14 protein-coding genes are annotated in these 14,123 nt (G+C 42.5%); 6 read left to right on the top strand and 8 right to left on the bottom strand.

What is annotated here, in order from left to right; all coding sequences use genetic code 11:
• Window positions 1–202 precede the first annotated feature (202 nt).
• Together argF and NI455_RS07120 are read left to right on the top strand one after the other, a co-directional pair.
• Window positions 203–1,123, top strand: a complete 921-nt coding sequence (argF, locus tag NI455_RS07115; protein ID WP_004280178.1) for an ornithine carbamoyltransferase — start codon at window positions 203–205, stop codon at window positions 1,121–1,123.
• A 104-nt stretch (window positions 1,124–1,227) separates the two neighbouring features.
• Window positions 1,228–1,701, top strand: a complete 474-nt coding sequence (locus tag NI455_RS07120) for a hypothetical protein (protein WP_180087304.1) — start codon at window positions 1,228–1,230, stop codon at window positions 1,699–1,701.
• A gap of 104 nt (window positions 1,702–1,805) precedes the next feature.
• Here the strand turns inward: NI455_RS07120 and NI455_RS07125 are convergent, their stop codons facing one another.
• The 7 genes from NI455_RS07125 to rpiA all read right to left on the bottom strand — a co-directional run bounded on the left by NI455_RS07125 (window position 1,806) and on the right by rpiA (window position 8,526).
• Entirely contained in the window at window positions 1,806–2,159 is a 354-nt protein-coding gene (locus tag NI455_RS07125) for a YnfA family protein (RefSeq protein ID WP_004646786.1), read from the bottom strand.
• Window positions 2,160–2,250: 91 nt separating this feature from the next.
• On the bottom strand, window positions 2,251–4,527 hold the full coding sequence (gene clpA / locus NI455_RS07130; protein ID WP_005107138.1) for an ATP-dependent Clp protease ATP-binding subunit ClpA: 2,277 nt from the start codon (window positions 4,525–4,527) through the stop codon (window positions 2,251–2,253).
• A 9-nt stretch (window positions 4,528–4,536) separates the two neighbouring features.
• Window positions 4,537–4,950, bottom strand: coding sequence for an ATP-dependent Clp protease adapter ClpS (gene clpS, locus NI455_RS07135; RefSeq protein ID WP_253113290.1), 414 nt, complete (start codon window positions 4,948–4,950; stop codon window positions 4,537–4,539).
• 18 nt (window positions 4,951–4,968) lie between these two features.
• Window positions 4,969–5,718: a DUF6776 family protein gene (locus tag NI455_RS07140; RefSeq protein WP_180038696.1), complete on the bottom strand. Its 750-nt coding sequence runs from the start codon at window positions 5,716–5,718 to the stop codon at window positions 4,969–4,971.
• 77 nt (window positions 5,719–5,795) lie between these two features.
• Window positions 5,796–6,851 carry an N-acetyl-gamma-glutamyl-phosphate reductase gene (gene argC / locus NI455_RS07145; protein WP_253113418.1) on the bottom strand — a complete coding sequence of 352 codons (1,056 nt, stop codon included), beginning with the start codon at window positions 6,849–6,851 and terminating at the stop codon, window positions 5,796–5,798.
• A gap of 183 nt (window positions 6,852–7,034) precedes the next feature.
• Window positions 7,035–7,715: a M48 family metallopeptidase gene (locus tag NI455_RS07150; RefSeq protein ID WP_253113292.1), complete on the bottom strand. Its 681-nt coding sequence runs from the start codon at window positions 7,713–7,715 to the stop codon at window positions 7,035–7,037.
• A gap of 139 nt (window positions 7,716–7,854) precedes the next feature.
• A complete protein-coding gene (rpiA, locus tag NI455_RS07155) occupies window positions 7,855–8,526 on the bottom strand; it encodes a ribose-5-phosphate isomerase RpiA (RefSeq protein ID WP_253113293.1) in 672 nt (223 codons plus the stop codon).
• A gap of 104 nt (window positions 8,527–8,630) precedes the next feature.
• Here rpiA and ilvA point away from each other — a divergent pair, with 104 nt between their 5' ends.
• The 4 genes from ilvA to NI455_RS07175 all read left to right on the top strand — a co-directional run bounded on the left by ilvA (window position 8,631) and on the right by NI455_RS07175 (window position 12,892).
• Entirely contained in the window at window positions 8,631–10,169 is a 1,539-nt protein-coding gene (gene ilvA, locus NI455_RS07160) for a threonine ammonia-lyase, biosynthetic (RefSeq protein WP_004646781.1), read from the top strand.
• Window positions 10,170–10,321: 152 nt separating this feature from the next.
• Entirely contained in the window at window positions 10,322–10,789 is a 468-nt protein-coding gene (locus tag NI455_RS07165) for a hypothetical protein (protein WP_253113295.1), read from the top strand.
• A gap of 109 nt (window positions 10,790–10,898) precedes the next feature.
• Window positions 10,899–11,555, top strand: coding sequence for a potassium channel family protein (locus NI455_RS07170; protein WP_253113296.1), 657 nt, complete (start codon window positions 10,899–10,901; stop codon window positions 11,553–11,555).
• Window positions 11,552–12,892, top strand: a complete 1,341-nt coding sequence (locus NI455_RS07175; protein WP_253113297.1) for a TrkH family potassium uptake protein — start codon at window positions 11,552–11,554, stop codon at window positions 12,890–12,892. The genes NI455_RS07170 and NI455_RS07175 overlap by 4 nt, the downstream gene beginning before the upstream one ends.
• A 70-nt stretch (window positions 12,893–12,962) precedes the next feature.
• On the opposite strand, the gene NI455_RS07180 is transcribed toward NI455_RS07175, so the two are convergent.
• A complete protein-coding gene (locus tag NI455_RS07180) occupies window positions 12,963–14,102 on the bottom strand; it encodes a phospholipase A (RefSeq protein WP_253113298.1) in 1,140 nt (379 codons plus the stop codon).
• Window positions 14,103–14,123: the final 21 nt, after the last annotated feature.

The following is a 14,123-nucleotide window of genomic DNA, read 5'->3' on the forward strand; positions in this document are numbered from 1 at the left end:
TATCAAAGTTCTGTTGCTTTAGCCTGTATATTTTTATGGCTACCTTTATAGGGTTAATTATGAACAGTAAATGTCAACAGACCCTAGTTTTTTTTGCATTTTTCATTGCTTATAGTATATTAGCCGATTCCTTATTTTTTTCTTAAACTAACCAACAACTGATTGTTGATCGAGTTTTTCGGCAATTATTGTGGAGTAACGAATGGCTCTCCGTCACTTTCTCACCTTACGCGATTTATCAACTTTAGAACTTAACCAGATTTTGCAACGCGCAATTGAGCTTAAGCGCAAACAGCATAACAATGAAGTGTTCCAACCATTTGTTGGTAAAGTGATGGGCATGATTTTTGAAAAATCCAGTACCCGTACGCGTGTTTCGTTTGAAGCTGGCATGAGCCAATTTGGTGGTAGCGCGATTTTCCTGTCTTCACGCGATACCCAGTTAGGTCGTGGTGAACCGATTGAAGATTCTGCACGTGTGATTTCAAGCATGCTGGATATTGTGATGATCCGTACTTTCGGCCATGATATCGTGGAGCGTTTTGCATCTTATTCGAAAGTTCCTGTGATTAATGCGTTGACTGATGACCACCATCCTTGCCAGCTACTTGCTGATATGCAGACTTATGTAGAGCAACGTGGCTCAATCGAAGGGAAAACTGTTGCCTGGATTGGTGATGGCAACAATATGTGTAACTCTTATATTGAAGCTGCACATATGTGGGGCTTTAATCTGAAAATTGCAGCGCCAAAAGGCTATGAACCACAAGAAAAATTCCTGTCTGAATTTGCGCATTGTGTGGAACTGGTTCCTTCTGCTGAAGATGCAGCGGTGAATGCTGATCTGATAGTGACTGACGTTTGGGCAAGCATGGGCCAAGAAGAAGAACAGAAGATCCGTGAAAAAGCCTTTGCAGATTATCAGGTAAATGAACGTCTGATGGATCTTGCACATCCGGATTGCTTGTTTATGCACTGCTTGCCTGCACATCGTGGTGAAGAGATTTCAGAAAATCTGCTTGACCATAAAAATGCTGTAGTTTGGGATGAAGCGGAAAATCGCTTGCACGCGCAAAAAGCCTTGGTTGAATTTCTGATTAATGAAAATCTGAAAAAAGACTAATTTTTTAAGATGAATCTTCACAAATTAAGCACCAATCTCTGGTGCTTTTTTTGTCTCAGCTCTTATAATCATTGTTGAAATGGAATAAAAAGTGATTTTATACAATGCAAAAAAAATATTGGGCTTTGGCACTCTTGACTGGTTTTAGCAGTGCTGCCTTACCGGTGCATGCTTCTGAATTTGACCAATATCTTCAAGAAAAAAATATTATTGACAGCAAATTTAAAATTCAGAAAAAAGCTGAACTGAATGAATTACTCGCAGTGCTCAGTGCAGAAGATTCCAGAACTTTACCGTTGCAGATTGATCAAAATACGATTATTGAACAATTACAGTTAAGTGCCAATAAAACCACACTGAAAGGCATGATCATCACGCCCGATTTTAGCCAGTTTGAAAAAGACCTGGGGCGCAAAGAAGTGATGAAAGTCATTCGCAATAATCTGCTCAATAATTGTGAAATTTTCTTTGAACATCGCTATCAGATTGAGAACCCATACAAGGTTGAACTCAGCCTGAACTCGCAGACACAAACCTATAAAACTGATATTTCCCAGAAAGATTGTAAATTAAAATAATCTAACTAAATAAGACATCAAGTTTGATTTGAAATTAAAAAATCCAAAAACAAAAAAAGGTAGCTGTGGCTGCCTTTTTTAATAAGGTTTACTGTTATATCTTGCTAACGCACCAAGCCTTGCGGCTGCAAAATAATAATCAACGCGCCCAGTATTACCACCATGCCACCAAGTAGATCCCAACGCGATAGAGTCACTTGATCAACGAAGCGCAACCACATCAGTGCTGAAAAAATATAGATACCGCCATAAGCGGCATAGATCCGTCCTGAAGCAGCTGGATGCAAGGTTAACAGCCAGACAAAAGCCGCCAAAGCCAGAGCTGTCGGAATCCATAACCAGTGGCTTCTCCCCTGATTTAAAATCAGATAGGGAAAATAACAACCTAAAATTTCCATCAATGCCGTGACTAAAAACAGTAAAAATGTCGTGAACAGCTTGGTAACTTGAATATCCATAATTTATCTTTTAAATGATATGAATTTGATAATTTAAAATATGAGTCCATGAAAAAACCCGTGCAAGCACGGGTTTGATCCTTCTTATTAATTAAGCTGGTTCAGCAGTCTGGTCTTCAAAAACTTCAAGTTTTAAGCCAACCGCTTTACCATTTTCTTTTTTCACCGATACTGCAACATTGCCGCCATTTTCAGCCAGCTCACCAAACAGGATCATCTCAGCCAGCGGTTTTTTCAGGTGTTCCTGAATCAAACGTTGCATTGGACGTGCGCCCATTAAACGGTCATAGCCATGTTCTGACATCCATTCACGTGCACTCTGATCCACTTCCAACATGACTTTTTTGTCATCTAGTTGTGCTTGAAGTTCAGTCAGGAATTTATCTACAACATTTTCAATAATGCTGCTTGGTAATGCCTTGAACTGAATCACGCCATCGAGACGGTTACGGAATTCTGGCGAGAAAACTTTCTTCATCGCTTCCTGATTATCGTTACTATTGTCCTGTTCCATAAAACCAATGCTGACACGTGAAATACTTTCCGCACCAATATTGGTGGTGAGTACCAAGACCACGTTACGGAAATCAGATTTACGCCCGTTGTTATCAGTCAATGAACCATGATCCATAATCTGCAATAACAGGTTAAACACATCTGGGTGCGCTTTTTCGATCTCGTCTAGCAACAGCACACAATGCGGATTTTTGTGAATCGCATCGGTGAGCAGGCCACCTTGATCAAAACCGACATAGCCCGGAGGTGCACCGATTAAACGAGACACTGCATGGCGTTCCATATATTCCGACATATCAAAACGAACCAGTTCCACACCCATCTGTTTCGCGAGCTGCTTGGTCACTTCGGTTTTACCAACACCTGTAGGACCCGCAAAGACAAAACTACCTACAGGCTTATCTGGAGACTTCAAACCGGCACGTGACAGTTTAATCGCAGATGCCAAGGCCTCAATCGCTTCATCCTGACCAAAGACCACACGTTTCAGATCGCGCTCAAGATTTTCCAGCACGCTCTTATCATCTTTAGAAACAGTTTTTGGTGGAATACGCGCAATTTTAGAGACGATGTCTTCAATATTTTCCACAGTAATCAAACTGTCGTCTTGCTCCGCTTTTAAACGGCGCTGAGCACCGGCCTCATCAATGACATCAATCGCCTTATCTGGCAAGAAACGGTCGTTGATAAATTTTGCAGAAAGTTCTACCGCAGACACCAAAGCTTGATCGTCATATTCCACATGATGAAAATCTTCAAACTTCGATTTCAGACCACGTAGGATATCAATAGTTTCAGAAATAGATGGCTCGTTCACATCAATTTTCTGGAAACGACGTGACAAAGCATGATCTTTCTCAAAGACCTGGCGGTATTCCTGGAAAGTGGTTGAGCCAATGCAACGTAAAGAACCATTTGCCAACGCCGGTTTGATCAGATTCGATGCATCCATGGTACTGCCCATACTCGAGCCTGCACCAATAATCATGTGAATTTCATCAATAAACAGCACTGCTTCAGGTTTCTTTTTCAACGCATTTAAAAGCTGTTTCAAGCGTTTTTCAAAGTCGCCACGGTATTTGGTTCCTGCCACCAAAGCACCAATGTCCAGACTGAAAATTTCAGCATTTTCCAGTGGTTTTGGCGCTTTACCATTGACAATTAACCAAGCCAGCCCTTCAGCAATCGAGGTTTTACCGACACCTGGATCACCGACAAGGAGTGGGTTATTTTTACGACGGCGGCAAAGAATTTGCGCGGCACGCTCGATTTCTTTTTCACGACCAATCAGTGGATCGGTCTTACCTTTTTGTGCTTCAACATTCAGGTTAGTGGTATAAAGTTCAAGTGGACCTGAACTTGCTGAAGATGCTGATTCGCCATCTAGATCTTCGATTTCTTCTTCAGACTGTACATCTTCTTTACGGGTACCATGAGACAGGTACTGAGTCAGGGTCAGACGGTTAATTTGATGACGTTTCAGCAGATAGACTGCAAATGAGTCACGCTCAGAATACATGGCAACCAGAATATCAGCACCTTCTACAGTACGATCACCACCGCTTGATTGCACGTGAAAAATCGCGCGTTGCAAGATCCGGTCGAAGCTTTCTGTCGGGTGTGGTGCCTGATCACTATTTTCACCAAGTTTAGGGGTATGTTGTTCTACGTACTCTTCTAATTCCTTACGCAACACGATGATGTCGGCACCACATGCTTTGAGAGCATTTACGGCAGAATCATTGTCGAGTAAGGCTAACAATAAATGTTCTACGGTCAGGAACTCATGTCTCTTTTGACGAGCCATGCTGACAGCCAAACGTAGTGATACTTCTAATTGACGACTGAGCATGTAACCCCCTTAATCTTTAGGCTCTATTTGGCAAAGTAACGGATGACCTTGTGATCGAGCATAATTATTGACTTGGTTCGCTTTGGTCTCCGCAATGTCTCGAGGATAGACCCCAGCTACACCCTTTCCTTCATAATGTACAGTTAGCATTACTTGTGTAGCTTGGTCAAGATTCATTGCAAAGTATTGTTGTAAAATTTCAATTACAAACTCCATCGGCGTATAGTCGTCATTTAATAAAACAACGGCATACAACGGTGGACGTTTCAGTTCTGGCGGTGCAGTTTGTACAGCTAGGTCAGAATCACCGTCTTCAGAGGATTCATTTGCTAAACGTGGGCTGATATGCCAATCAACAATTCCAGACTCATTAAAAGAGTTTTTAATATCACTTAAACACATTTGACGTTTATTGCTTGGCATAAGATTTATATTTCACACTTAATTTGCATTTGCTTCGGTTTTCGGAATTTCTGACAAGGTGGCAGACTGATTTTCGACTGCTTTGCCCTGTTCCCAACTAAAACGACGAATCACAGGCTTGGCACCGGTGAGACGCACTTCAATAAATTCTGGTTTAAAGCCTTTCGGCATGGTCCAGCGGCCAGTGAGTCGCTCATAATTTTCAAAATTAAAGTTTTTATCTTCCAGTGGCACCACCAGAATTTCCGCACCTTTAATCAGGCGCAATTCCACACTACCTGAGGCACGGCTTTTGCCTGGACTGACCTGAACCAGATCAATCTGGTATTCAAAGGCATTTTCGGGTAATGGTTTAATCGACAGGTTTTGAACCGCCAATGCCAGACCACCACGCTGACGCAAGATCTCGCGATAAATGGTTCCCACACTTTCGGCCTGAACCTGTTCATCACGTGCCTTGGTCATGGCCAGATACAGATCATTGGCATTACTGACAGCCAGATCACGCTCCTGAACCGCAGTATTCAGCGTCTTGTTCAGTGTTTCCAGACTGGCTTTCTGAGTCTGTACCACATCGACCAGTTGCTCTGCATCCGCATCATAACCCGCCGCAGTCAAACCCTGACGATGTCCTACGGTATATCCGAGTACGCCACTGCTTAAGATCAATACAGCCGCACCAATGGCTAAGGGGGTATTGCCTTTCATGAATGGTTTCTTAGTACCGGGTTCCTGAGGAAGCGTCGTATTTGACTCGTTATTCGGCATTTTGATCTCTTGTTTGCTTTAATCAAGACACACATTTAAATGCAAATCTAAATGTGTGTGAAGTTCTAATACGTTTTTTATGGTAATAAACCAATATTATTTAAGCCAGCGTCTTCAGCAAAACCAAACATCAGGTTCATGTTTTGTACAGCCTGACCTGCTGCCCCTTTTACCAGATTGTCTTGTGCAACCAGTACAACCAGTTTCGTTGGTTGTGGCTTATACAAGGCAATACGCAACTGATTCGCTCCACGCACTGAACGGGTTTCGGGTGAGCTACCCGCCGGCATAACATCGACAAATGCTTCATTGGCATAGAACTGCTCATATAGCGCTTGTAAATCTGCTGATTGGCCTGCTTCAGTTAAATCGATATAGATGGTCGACAACATACCACGGATCATTGGCACCAAATGCGGTACAAATAAAATATGATCAAACACATTTTTTTGACCTGAAATATTTTCCAGTGCTTCGACAATTTCAGGATGATGGCGATGACCCGCTACACCATAGGCCTTAAAGTTATCAGCATTTTCAGAATAAATCATGCCCAGACTGGCTTTACGTCCTGCACCTGATACACCCGACTTGGCATCAATAATAATACTTTCAGGTTTCACCAATGCTTCAGCAGATTTTAAGACTGGCGCCAGACCCAGCTGAACTGTGGTTGGATAACACCCCGGATTCCCGATCACATTGGCTTTTTTAATGTCTTCACGATTCAATTCAGATAAACCGTAAACAGAATCTTTTAACAGTTCTGGACATGCATGTTGCATGCCATACCATTTTTCAAACTGTGCAAGATCTTGTAAACGGAAATCGGCAGCTAGGTCGATCACTTTGGTATTTGCAGCGACCAGCTCTTCGGCATGTTTCATTGCGACACCATGCGGTGTTGCAAAGAACACCACATCGCATGATTTTAATAAATCCAGACTTAAATCAGAGAATTTAAGATCGGTATGCCCGCGCAAGCTTGGGAACATGTCATCTACACGACGACCTGCTTCAGTACGTGATGTCAGTGCTGTTACATTTACATCTGAATGTCGTAGCAAAAGACGCAAAAGTTCAACGCCTGTATAACCCGTACCACCCACAATACCCACTGAAATCACGATGATTACCTCAAATAAATGTTTCCTTTATAAGGCCTAGTATGACAGGAAGTTGAGGTTTTCTAAACCATTTCACCGGGGTTTGCTGGTTTTTTAATTGATCCGCAGGATAAGGCCGGTTTAGAGGATTAAATGCCTAGATTGCTTAGGCTATTTCAATAAGGTTATATGGACTTATTAATTATGCTTTTAGGCACCCCACCAATATGGCAACGGTGTATTTTTCAGCGTTATACGATGCTGCTGGAAATGCTGATCATGCTTGGCAACTTCTGCCCAAAACCGTGGACTATGATCAAAATGCTTTGTATGTACAAGTTCATGGACAGTGACATAACGCGTGACTTGTTCAGGGAATAATACCAGCGCGCTGTTCAACATAATGTCATGTTTGGCCGAACAACTGCCCCACCGGGTTTTAGGTTGTCGAATACTGCAGTTTTTAAAAGGCAAATGACATTGCTGTGAGACGAGATTTAAATATGAGGGAAGCTGTTCTTTTGCGTAGGCAATCACGAAAGCTTTTAAATATTCTTCAGGATGTCGGTCACTGATCCAAAGCTGTAAATTTTCATCATTAAAAATAAAGTTGTTTTTCTGGCTGTGATAAGAGATTTGTACAGGTACTTTTAGATTAAATAACCGCAGCTCAATCGGTAACGTCCGGTCAATATTTTCGATTTTTTCTTGCTGGGATTGCCAGGTTTTAATCAGCCAGCTTTCAGATTGTTCAATAAAATGCCGTATCTGTTTTTTGCTGCAAAAAACCGGGGCTGTAAGGCGAATCTGGGTCGCATCGACACGCAAACGTAACCGTGTTGAACGGACATTTCGGGTGATTTGAATTTCGGGTAGATCGGATAAGGTCATTATAGTTTTTTTAATCTCCCCCAAACCCCTCTTTTTCAAAGAAGGGCTTTTAAAAGTCTCCCTTCTTGCACTTGTTTTAAAGCAATGCTTTAAAACTTCGATCAGGGAGATTTAGAGGGATTTTTTCTAGAAAGTTCAATTAAACCGCAGTACGCTCTTCAATTCCGTTATCAGTCGCGACAATGGCGATATCTGCTTTATTAATCGCAAAGATACCGTTACACACCACGCCCGGAATATCGTTTAAGGTTTTTTCCAGTTCAAGCGCATTCAGAATATTCAGATTATATACGTCTAAAATCACGTTACCGTTGTCAGTTACCACACCTTCACGATAAGCAGGATCGCCACCTAAAGATACAATTTTACGCGCAACAGCAGAACGCGCCATTGGAATCACTTCTACCGGAAGCGGGAATTCACGGCCCAATTGTCCCACCCATTTTGAATCATCCACGATACACACGAATTTTTTCGCGATAGAGGCAACAATTTTTTCACGTGTGAGCGCTGCGCCGCCACCTTTGATCATATGCATATGACGATCAATTTCATCTGCGCCATCAACATAAGCATCCAGACCACTGACAGAGTTCATATCCACCACTTCAATGCCGAGCTTTTTCAAACGCTGTGCAGTTGCTTCTGAACTGGCGACTACTGCTTCCAATTGCAGCTCAGGTAATAAGTCAATTAAAAAGTTTACAGTACTGCCTGTACCTACGCCTAAAATGCCCCCTTTTGGCAAGTGTTTTAAAGCGGCTTTGGCTGCTGCTTGTTTTTTCTCATCTTGGGTTGCATATAGACTCATGGCTTCACTCAACTATTTTGGACTTTTGCAGCTTTTTTAAACCGCAAAGCCGTGTGGTTTGTTACAATAAGCCCCTATTTTAAACTGTTAGATGGAAAATTAACATGCTGTCTCGTTTGGTTCGACAAATTTTACAAGCAACGGTCTACGATGTTGCAATCGAAACTCCACTCGAAGCAGCGCCACGAATTAGCGAACGACTCAATAATAACATCCGCTTTAAACGTGAAGATTTACAACCGGTTTTTTCATTCAAACTACGCGGTGCCTATAACCGTATTAGTCAACTACCGAAATCACAAATGGAACGTGGCGTTATTACTGCTTCAGCGGGCAACCATGCACAGGGCGTGGCACTCTCAGGGAAAAAGCTGGGTATTCGCGCGATTATTGTGATGCCTAAAACCACACCTGATATCAAGGTACAGGCGGTTAAACGTCTGGGTGGCGAAGTGGTTTTGCATGGTGATTCATTTGATGTTGCCAATAAATATGCGATTCAACGTGCCCAGGAAGATGGGATGACTTTCATTCCGCCTTATGATGATGAACTGGTGATTGCTGGCCAAGGCACCATTGCCAATGAAATTCTTCGCCAATGGCGCGATGTGGATTACGTGTTTGTCGCAGTTGGCGGTGGTGGCCTGATCGCAGGTGTTGCAGCGTATTTAGGTGATGTCGCACCCCACGTTAAAGTCATTCCAGTGGAATACGACGAATCTGCCTGTTTAAAAGCTGCTTTAGAAGCAAATGAACGTGTGATTCTCCCATCTGTGGGCTTGTTTGCTGATGGTACAGCTGTAGCCCAAATTGGTGAAAAACCATTTGATGTGATTCGTCTGCAAAAATCGGACAATTCTGGCCCAATCGTGGAACCGAATGTGGTGCTGGTGAATACGGATGAAGTCTGTGCAGCGATTAAAGACACTTATGACGAATGCCGTAGCATTGTAGAACCATCTGGTGCAATGGCTCTGGCAGGTATTAAAAAATACGTGGCTGAACATGGCATCGAAGGGAAGAACATGGTGTCGATTGTCTGCGGCGCCAACATGAACTTCGACCGTTTACGTTATATCGCTGAACGTACCGAACTGGGTGAACGCAAAGAAGCGATTTTTGCCGTGACCATTCCAGAACAGAAAGGTTCATTCCTGAGCTTCTGTCGTGCTTTGCAAGGTCGTAATATTACTGAATTTAACTATCGTGCCAGCGATGCTTCTGCGGCACAGGTCTTTGTCGGTATTAGTCTGAAAAATGGCGAGAAAGAACGTCAGGAAATTTATGAGACCTTAAAATTCCAGTATGACGTTGACGATCTGTCTGATGATGAAGTGGCCAAACTGCATATTCGTTACCTGATCGGTGGTCATGCCGATATTGAAAATGAACGCCTGTTCCGCGTGGAATTTCCGGAGCGTCCTGGCGCTTTACTGATGTTCCTGGAACGTCTTGGCCCAACCCATAACATTACCCTATTCCACTACCGTAACCACGGTGCTGCTGAAGGGCGTGTTCTAGTGGGTCTTGAAGCAACTGATGCACAACAGAATCCGGATGGCTTGATCGAAACTCTCGAAACCATTACCTATCCTTATCAGGAAATTACCAATAATCTGGGTTATCAACGTTTCTTGAAGTAATTCTTTCAAACATAAACCGCCTTTCGAGGCGGTTTTTTTAGGATGATATTCTATGCAGATTTAAAAGTGCATTATCAATAAAAACACCAATTATCCATTAATTTCCAATCTTGTTATAATTAAAAATAATTACAAAAACAGAATCTTAAGATATGAAAATCACTTTTATTATTATTTTGCTCACCACTTTACTTGTCTATTTATACGGCTATCCGGCATACAAATTAAATCAAGAAGAAGATCGTGTTCGAACAAGCATGAAAAATATTCCCAGTAATGCAACTGCAAATAACCTCAGCAACATCGCAGGTGTAGAGACACATTCAGAAATACTCAACCAATATCCCAAATTCGTTGTTTATATTTTTCTAGATCATTATAAAGAAGTGAAATTAGATCCTAAAATTCCAGCTTTTGTAAAAAGCTTTTCTTGTGCCTCAATCGATAATTTAAAAACTTATCCTCAACTCAAACGCCAAGCCACACTCAATATCATGAAGGATGATCATCATGAATTCGAATACATCATCCAAAACAGTTATGGAACCTTATATACACATCGTCAGGTTATGTCTGACTGTCCAAATTTTCAATCTGTACTTCAGATAAAAGAAGCGTAAATACTTCAAAGATTTGTACTATTTTTACCTAAAAACTATAGCTGAGGAATCGCCTTCTCATTACCATAGCGGATATAACGAATGACATAAAGATAACGAAGGACAATCCATGGCATTATTTGCAGTCATCGGGCTTGGCAGTTTCGGTGCCACCGTGGCCACACAGCTCATCAGTCTGAAGCATGAAGTGATCGGGATCGATCTGAATAAAAAATATGTCGAAAATATTTCCGATCAACTGACCCATGCCGTGATTGCCGATGCAACCGATGAACATGTACTGGATGAGCTGAACATTCAGCGCTGTGATGCCGTTGTCGTTGCGATTGGAGAGGATATTGAAGCCAGCATTCTGTGTGTATTGCACTTAAAAAATATGGGCGTGAAGAAAATCTGGGTGAAAGCCAAATCCAAATCTCATCACATGATTCTGACCCATCTCAATGTTGAAAAAATCATTCATCCTGAAGAAGATATGGGCGTTCGGGTGGCCCAGTCTTTAAGCTATCCGATGGTCAGTCGCTATATGGCGCTTGAAGATGATCATTATATTGTCAAAATTGAAATTCATGCGGATCATCATGGTACACCGTTGAATCAGTTGATGAAGCATGTGCCTGAAATCACCACCTTATTACATAAACGCGGATCTACACTGCAATATCACGTAGATGCCGATCAGATTCTTCAAGAAGGCGATATTTTACTGGTTGAAGGATTGCTGGAACCTTTGCGCCGTCTTGCTAAATATTTTAAACATCTATGAAAAGTTCTGATTTAAAGCAACACAGGACGATTAACCTCAGTCCTCCGAGCTTACTGGCTTTGGGTTTTCTCGGATTAATTCTGATCGGCTCATTACTTCTGATGCTGCCTATCGCCCATCATGGAGAAATCAGCTGGCTAGACGCGATTTTTACAGCAACTTCTGCTGTGACCATTACCGGGCTATCGGTGGTGAATGTCGGTGAAGCCTATACCGTATTTGGTCAAATCGTGATTATGTTTTTGTTGCAATGCGGCGGCTTGGGTTTTATGACCTTTGCCATTCTGGCAGTGATGAGTCTGGCACCGCAACTGGGGCTAAAACAACAAGTCATGGCACAGGAGTCCATTGGACAAACTAGCCTGAAAAAAGTCAGTTTTACCATTAAAGCCGTGTTTTTATATTCTCTATTCTTTGAAGCAATCGGTACGCTGATTCTGACTTTGGCTTGGCTCAAAGAATATCAGTTTAGCGATGCACTATTTTATGCAGCCTTTTATAGCGTCTCCGCTTTTAATAATGGTGGATTTTCGCTTTTTCCAAACAGTCTGATGAGTTTTTCAGGACAGTATCTGATTACATTTACCATTAGTATGCTGTATATCATTGGCGGTATCGGTTTCTTGGTGCTGATGGATGTCAAGGAACGTAAACGCTGGCGCAAGTTAAGTACCAATAGCAAGCTAATCCTCTCAACGATTCTGGGTCTGAACCTAAGTGCTTTTATCGTACTTTGGCTATTGGAGGCTTCCAATCCACAGACCTTAGGTCTCATGAGTTTGGGCGATCAGGCCGTGAATGCCTGGTTCCATGCCACCGTTCCCCGCTCTTCAGGTTTTCATAGCTTGCCAATGGAACAAATGAGTGATGCATCCACTCTAGTTACCATATTTCTAATGTTTATTGGTGGAGGTTCCTTAAGTACGGCGGGCGGCATTAAGGTCGGTACGTTTATTATTGTGGTCATCAGCGTAATCAGTTTTTTAAGACGCGAAGATGAGATCCGGCTGTTTAATCACTCTATTCCTGAAAAAACCACTTTTAAAGCATTGGCCGTCGTGTGTATTACTGCAGCGCTGATCATGATGGGTTTTATGAGCTTATTAATCTTGGAACCTGAGCAGGATTTTCTGGATCTGTTATTTGAAGCTGTGTCTGCAGCCTGTACCGTTGGCTTGTCCCGAGGGGTGACAGAGGAGCTACAACCGGCCAGTTTGATCATTCTGATGTTGTTAATGTTCGCAGGTCGTCTAGGGCCACTGACGCTTGCTTATTTTATTGCGACTCCGAAAAAGAGTCGTCTCAAACATCCACCTTCAGAAATCCAGATTGGTTAATCTATCTATAAAAAAACCATGCCGCAGCATGGTTTTTTATTTTCATTCCAAGATGACGAAACTTGGAATCTTAGAACCAGTTCATCAAGGAAACACCTAAACCGACATAAGTGGCACGGTGGTTATAATCAATCAGGCTTTCTCCGTAGCCATCAAATAGCTGGAATTGACCACGCAAACGCCCACTGATCGGGAATGACCAGTCGAACTGTACGGCTCCACGGTTTTCATCTCCACCTTTTAAGGTATGTCGCAGCATCAATGAAAAATCATGCTCCTTATAACGATAAAATGCGGTCATGTCTCCACGGCCAATATAGTTTTTGATTTCGGGATTGTTATCGTCTTCTCGCTTCTCTTCAAAGCGATACCAAGGACGAACCATCAAGGCAAAATTGTCTTTTTCAAAACCAAGATTCAGCATCACCCGGTTCCAGCTACGTGATAACGGATCAGAACGGCCATTGGACTGATGATTGATGGTCAATCCCAACATACGCCAATTCAGACCCAAAAGATCATAATTGGTACGGAAAATCAAACTGGCTTCGGGTTCATAGTTGGTCTCACGAAACGGACGTGATTCTTCCGAGTTATACACCTGCCAACGCGAAGACTGAGTATAACCAAGCCAGAGATCGCCATTATCTCCCAAGATATTTTCAACCGCCTTGGTCTTTAAAGACAGTTGAAACTTAGCTTCAGTTGAGGTGAGATTCTGTTTCTCTGTCTCTATATTGTTGGGATTTTCACTCTCGGGTAATTCATTCTTGTTTGATGTCCAGAAACCTGGCATCAAATACACCGGCTGATAAGAACGAATGTTCCAGGTGCCTAATTTACTTTCCGGAGAGAGTTCCCAGCGGCTATCCAGCAAAGACAGATTCGGCGTCAGCTTTGATCCTTCAGAAGCGTAAATATTGGAAACAGTCTGACCAATTTTCGCTTTTAAATTGTCGGGTTCAGGCGCAATTTCTGCTGCTGCACGACGTTCAGAAACGATTGCAGGCTTATCAGTAACCGGAATTTTAAATAAAGTATCATAACAGGTCAGACGCTCTGCACTAATTTCCAGTGCAGCACAGGCTTCAGCCGTTGCCGGCGTGGGACTGTTGACTACTGTTTCTTCCGCATTCACTTGCGTCCCAACTGCACAGCCCAGCAACACGCTCAGCTGTAGAGTTGAGCGCTTAAACGAATTAAGCGCCATCCCTTATCCTCTTTTTTTTAT

Source organism: Acinetobacter lwoffii, from assembly GCF_024129435.1.
GTDB classification, from domain to species: Bacteria; Pseudomonadota; Gammaproteobacteria; order Pseudomonadales; family Moraxellaceae; genus Acinetobacter; species Acinetobacter lwoffii_F.

Coding starts and splice junctions, on each gene's coding strand:
- argF (WP_004280178.1), top strand. CDS start 203: ATGGCTCTCCGTCACTTTCTCACCTTACGCGATTTATCAACTTTAGAA.
- NI455_RS07120 (WP_180087304.1), top strand. CDS start 1,228: ATGCAAAAAAAATATTGGGCTTTGGCACTCTTGACTGGTTTTAGCAGT.
- NI455_RS07125 (WP_004646786.1), bottom strand. CDS start 2,159: ATGGATATTCAAGTTACCAAGCTGTTCACGACATTTTTACTGTTTTTA.
- clpA (WP_005107138.1), bottom strand. CDS start 4,527: ATGCTCAGTCGTCAATTAGAAGTATCACTACGTTTGGCTGTCAGCATG.
- clpS (WP_253113290.1), bottom strand. CDS start 4,950: ATGCCAAGCAATAAACGTCAAATGTGTTTAAGTGATATTAAAAACTCT.
- NI455_RS07140 (WP_180038696.1), bottom strand. CDS start 5,718: ATGCCGAATAACGAGTCAAATACGACGCTTCCTCAGGAACCCGGTACT.
- NI455_RS07150 (WP_253113292.1), bottom strand. CDS start 7,715: ATGACCTTATCCGATCTACCCGAAATTCAAATCACCCGAAATGTCCGT.
- rpiA (WP_253113293.1), bottom strand. CDS start 8,526: ATGAGTCTATATGCAACCCAAGATGAGAAAAAACAAGCAGCAGCCAAA.
- ilvA (WP_004646781.1), top strand. CDS start 8,631: ATGCTGTCTCGTTTGGTTCGACAAATTTTACAAGCAACGGTCTACGAT.
- NI455_RS07165 (WP_253113295.1), top strand. CDS start 10,322: ATGAAAATCACTTTTATTATTATTTTGCTCACCACTTTACTTGTCTAT.
- NI455_RS07170 (WP_253113296.1), top strand. CDS start 10,899: ATGGCATTATTTGCAGTCATCGGGCTTGGCAGTTTCGGTGCCACCGTG.
- NI455_RS07175 (WP_253113297.1), top strand. CDS start 11,552: ATGAAAAGTTCTGATTTAAAGCAACACAGGACGATTAACCTCAGTCCT.
- NI455_RS07180 (WP_253113298.1), bottom strand. CDS start 14,102: ATGGCGCTTAATTCGTTTAAGCGCTCAACTCTACAGCTGAGCGTGTTG.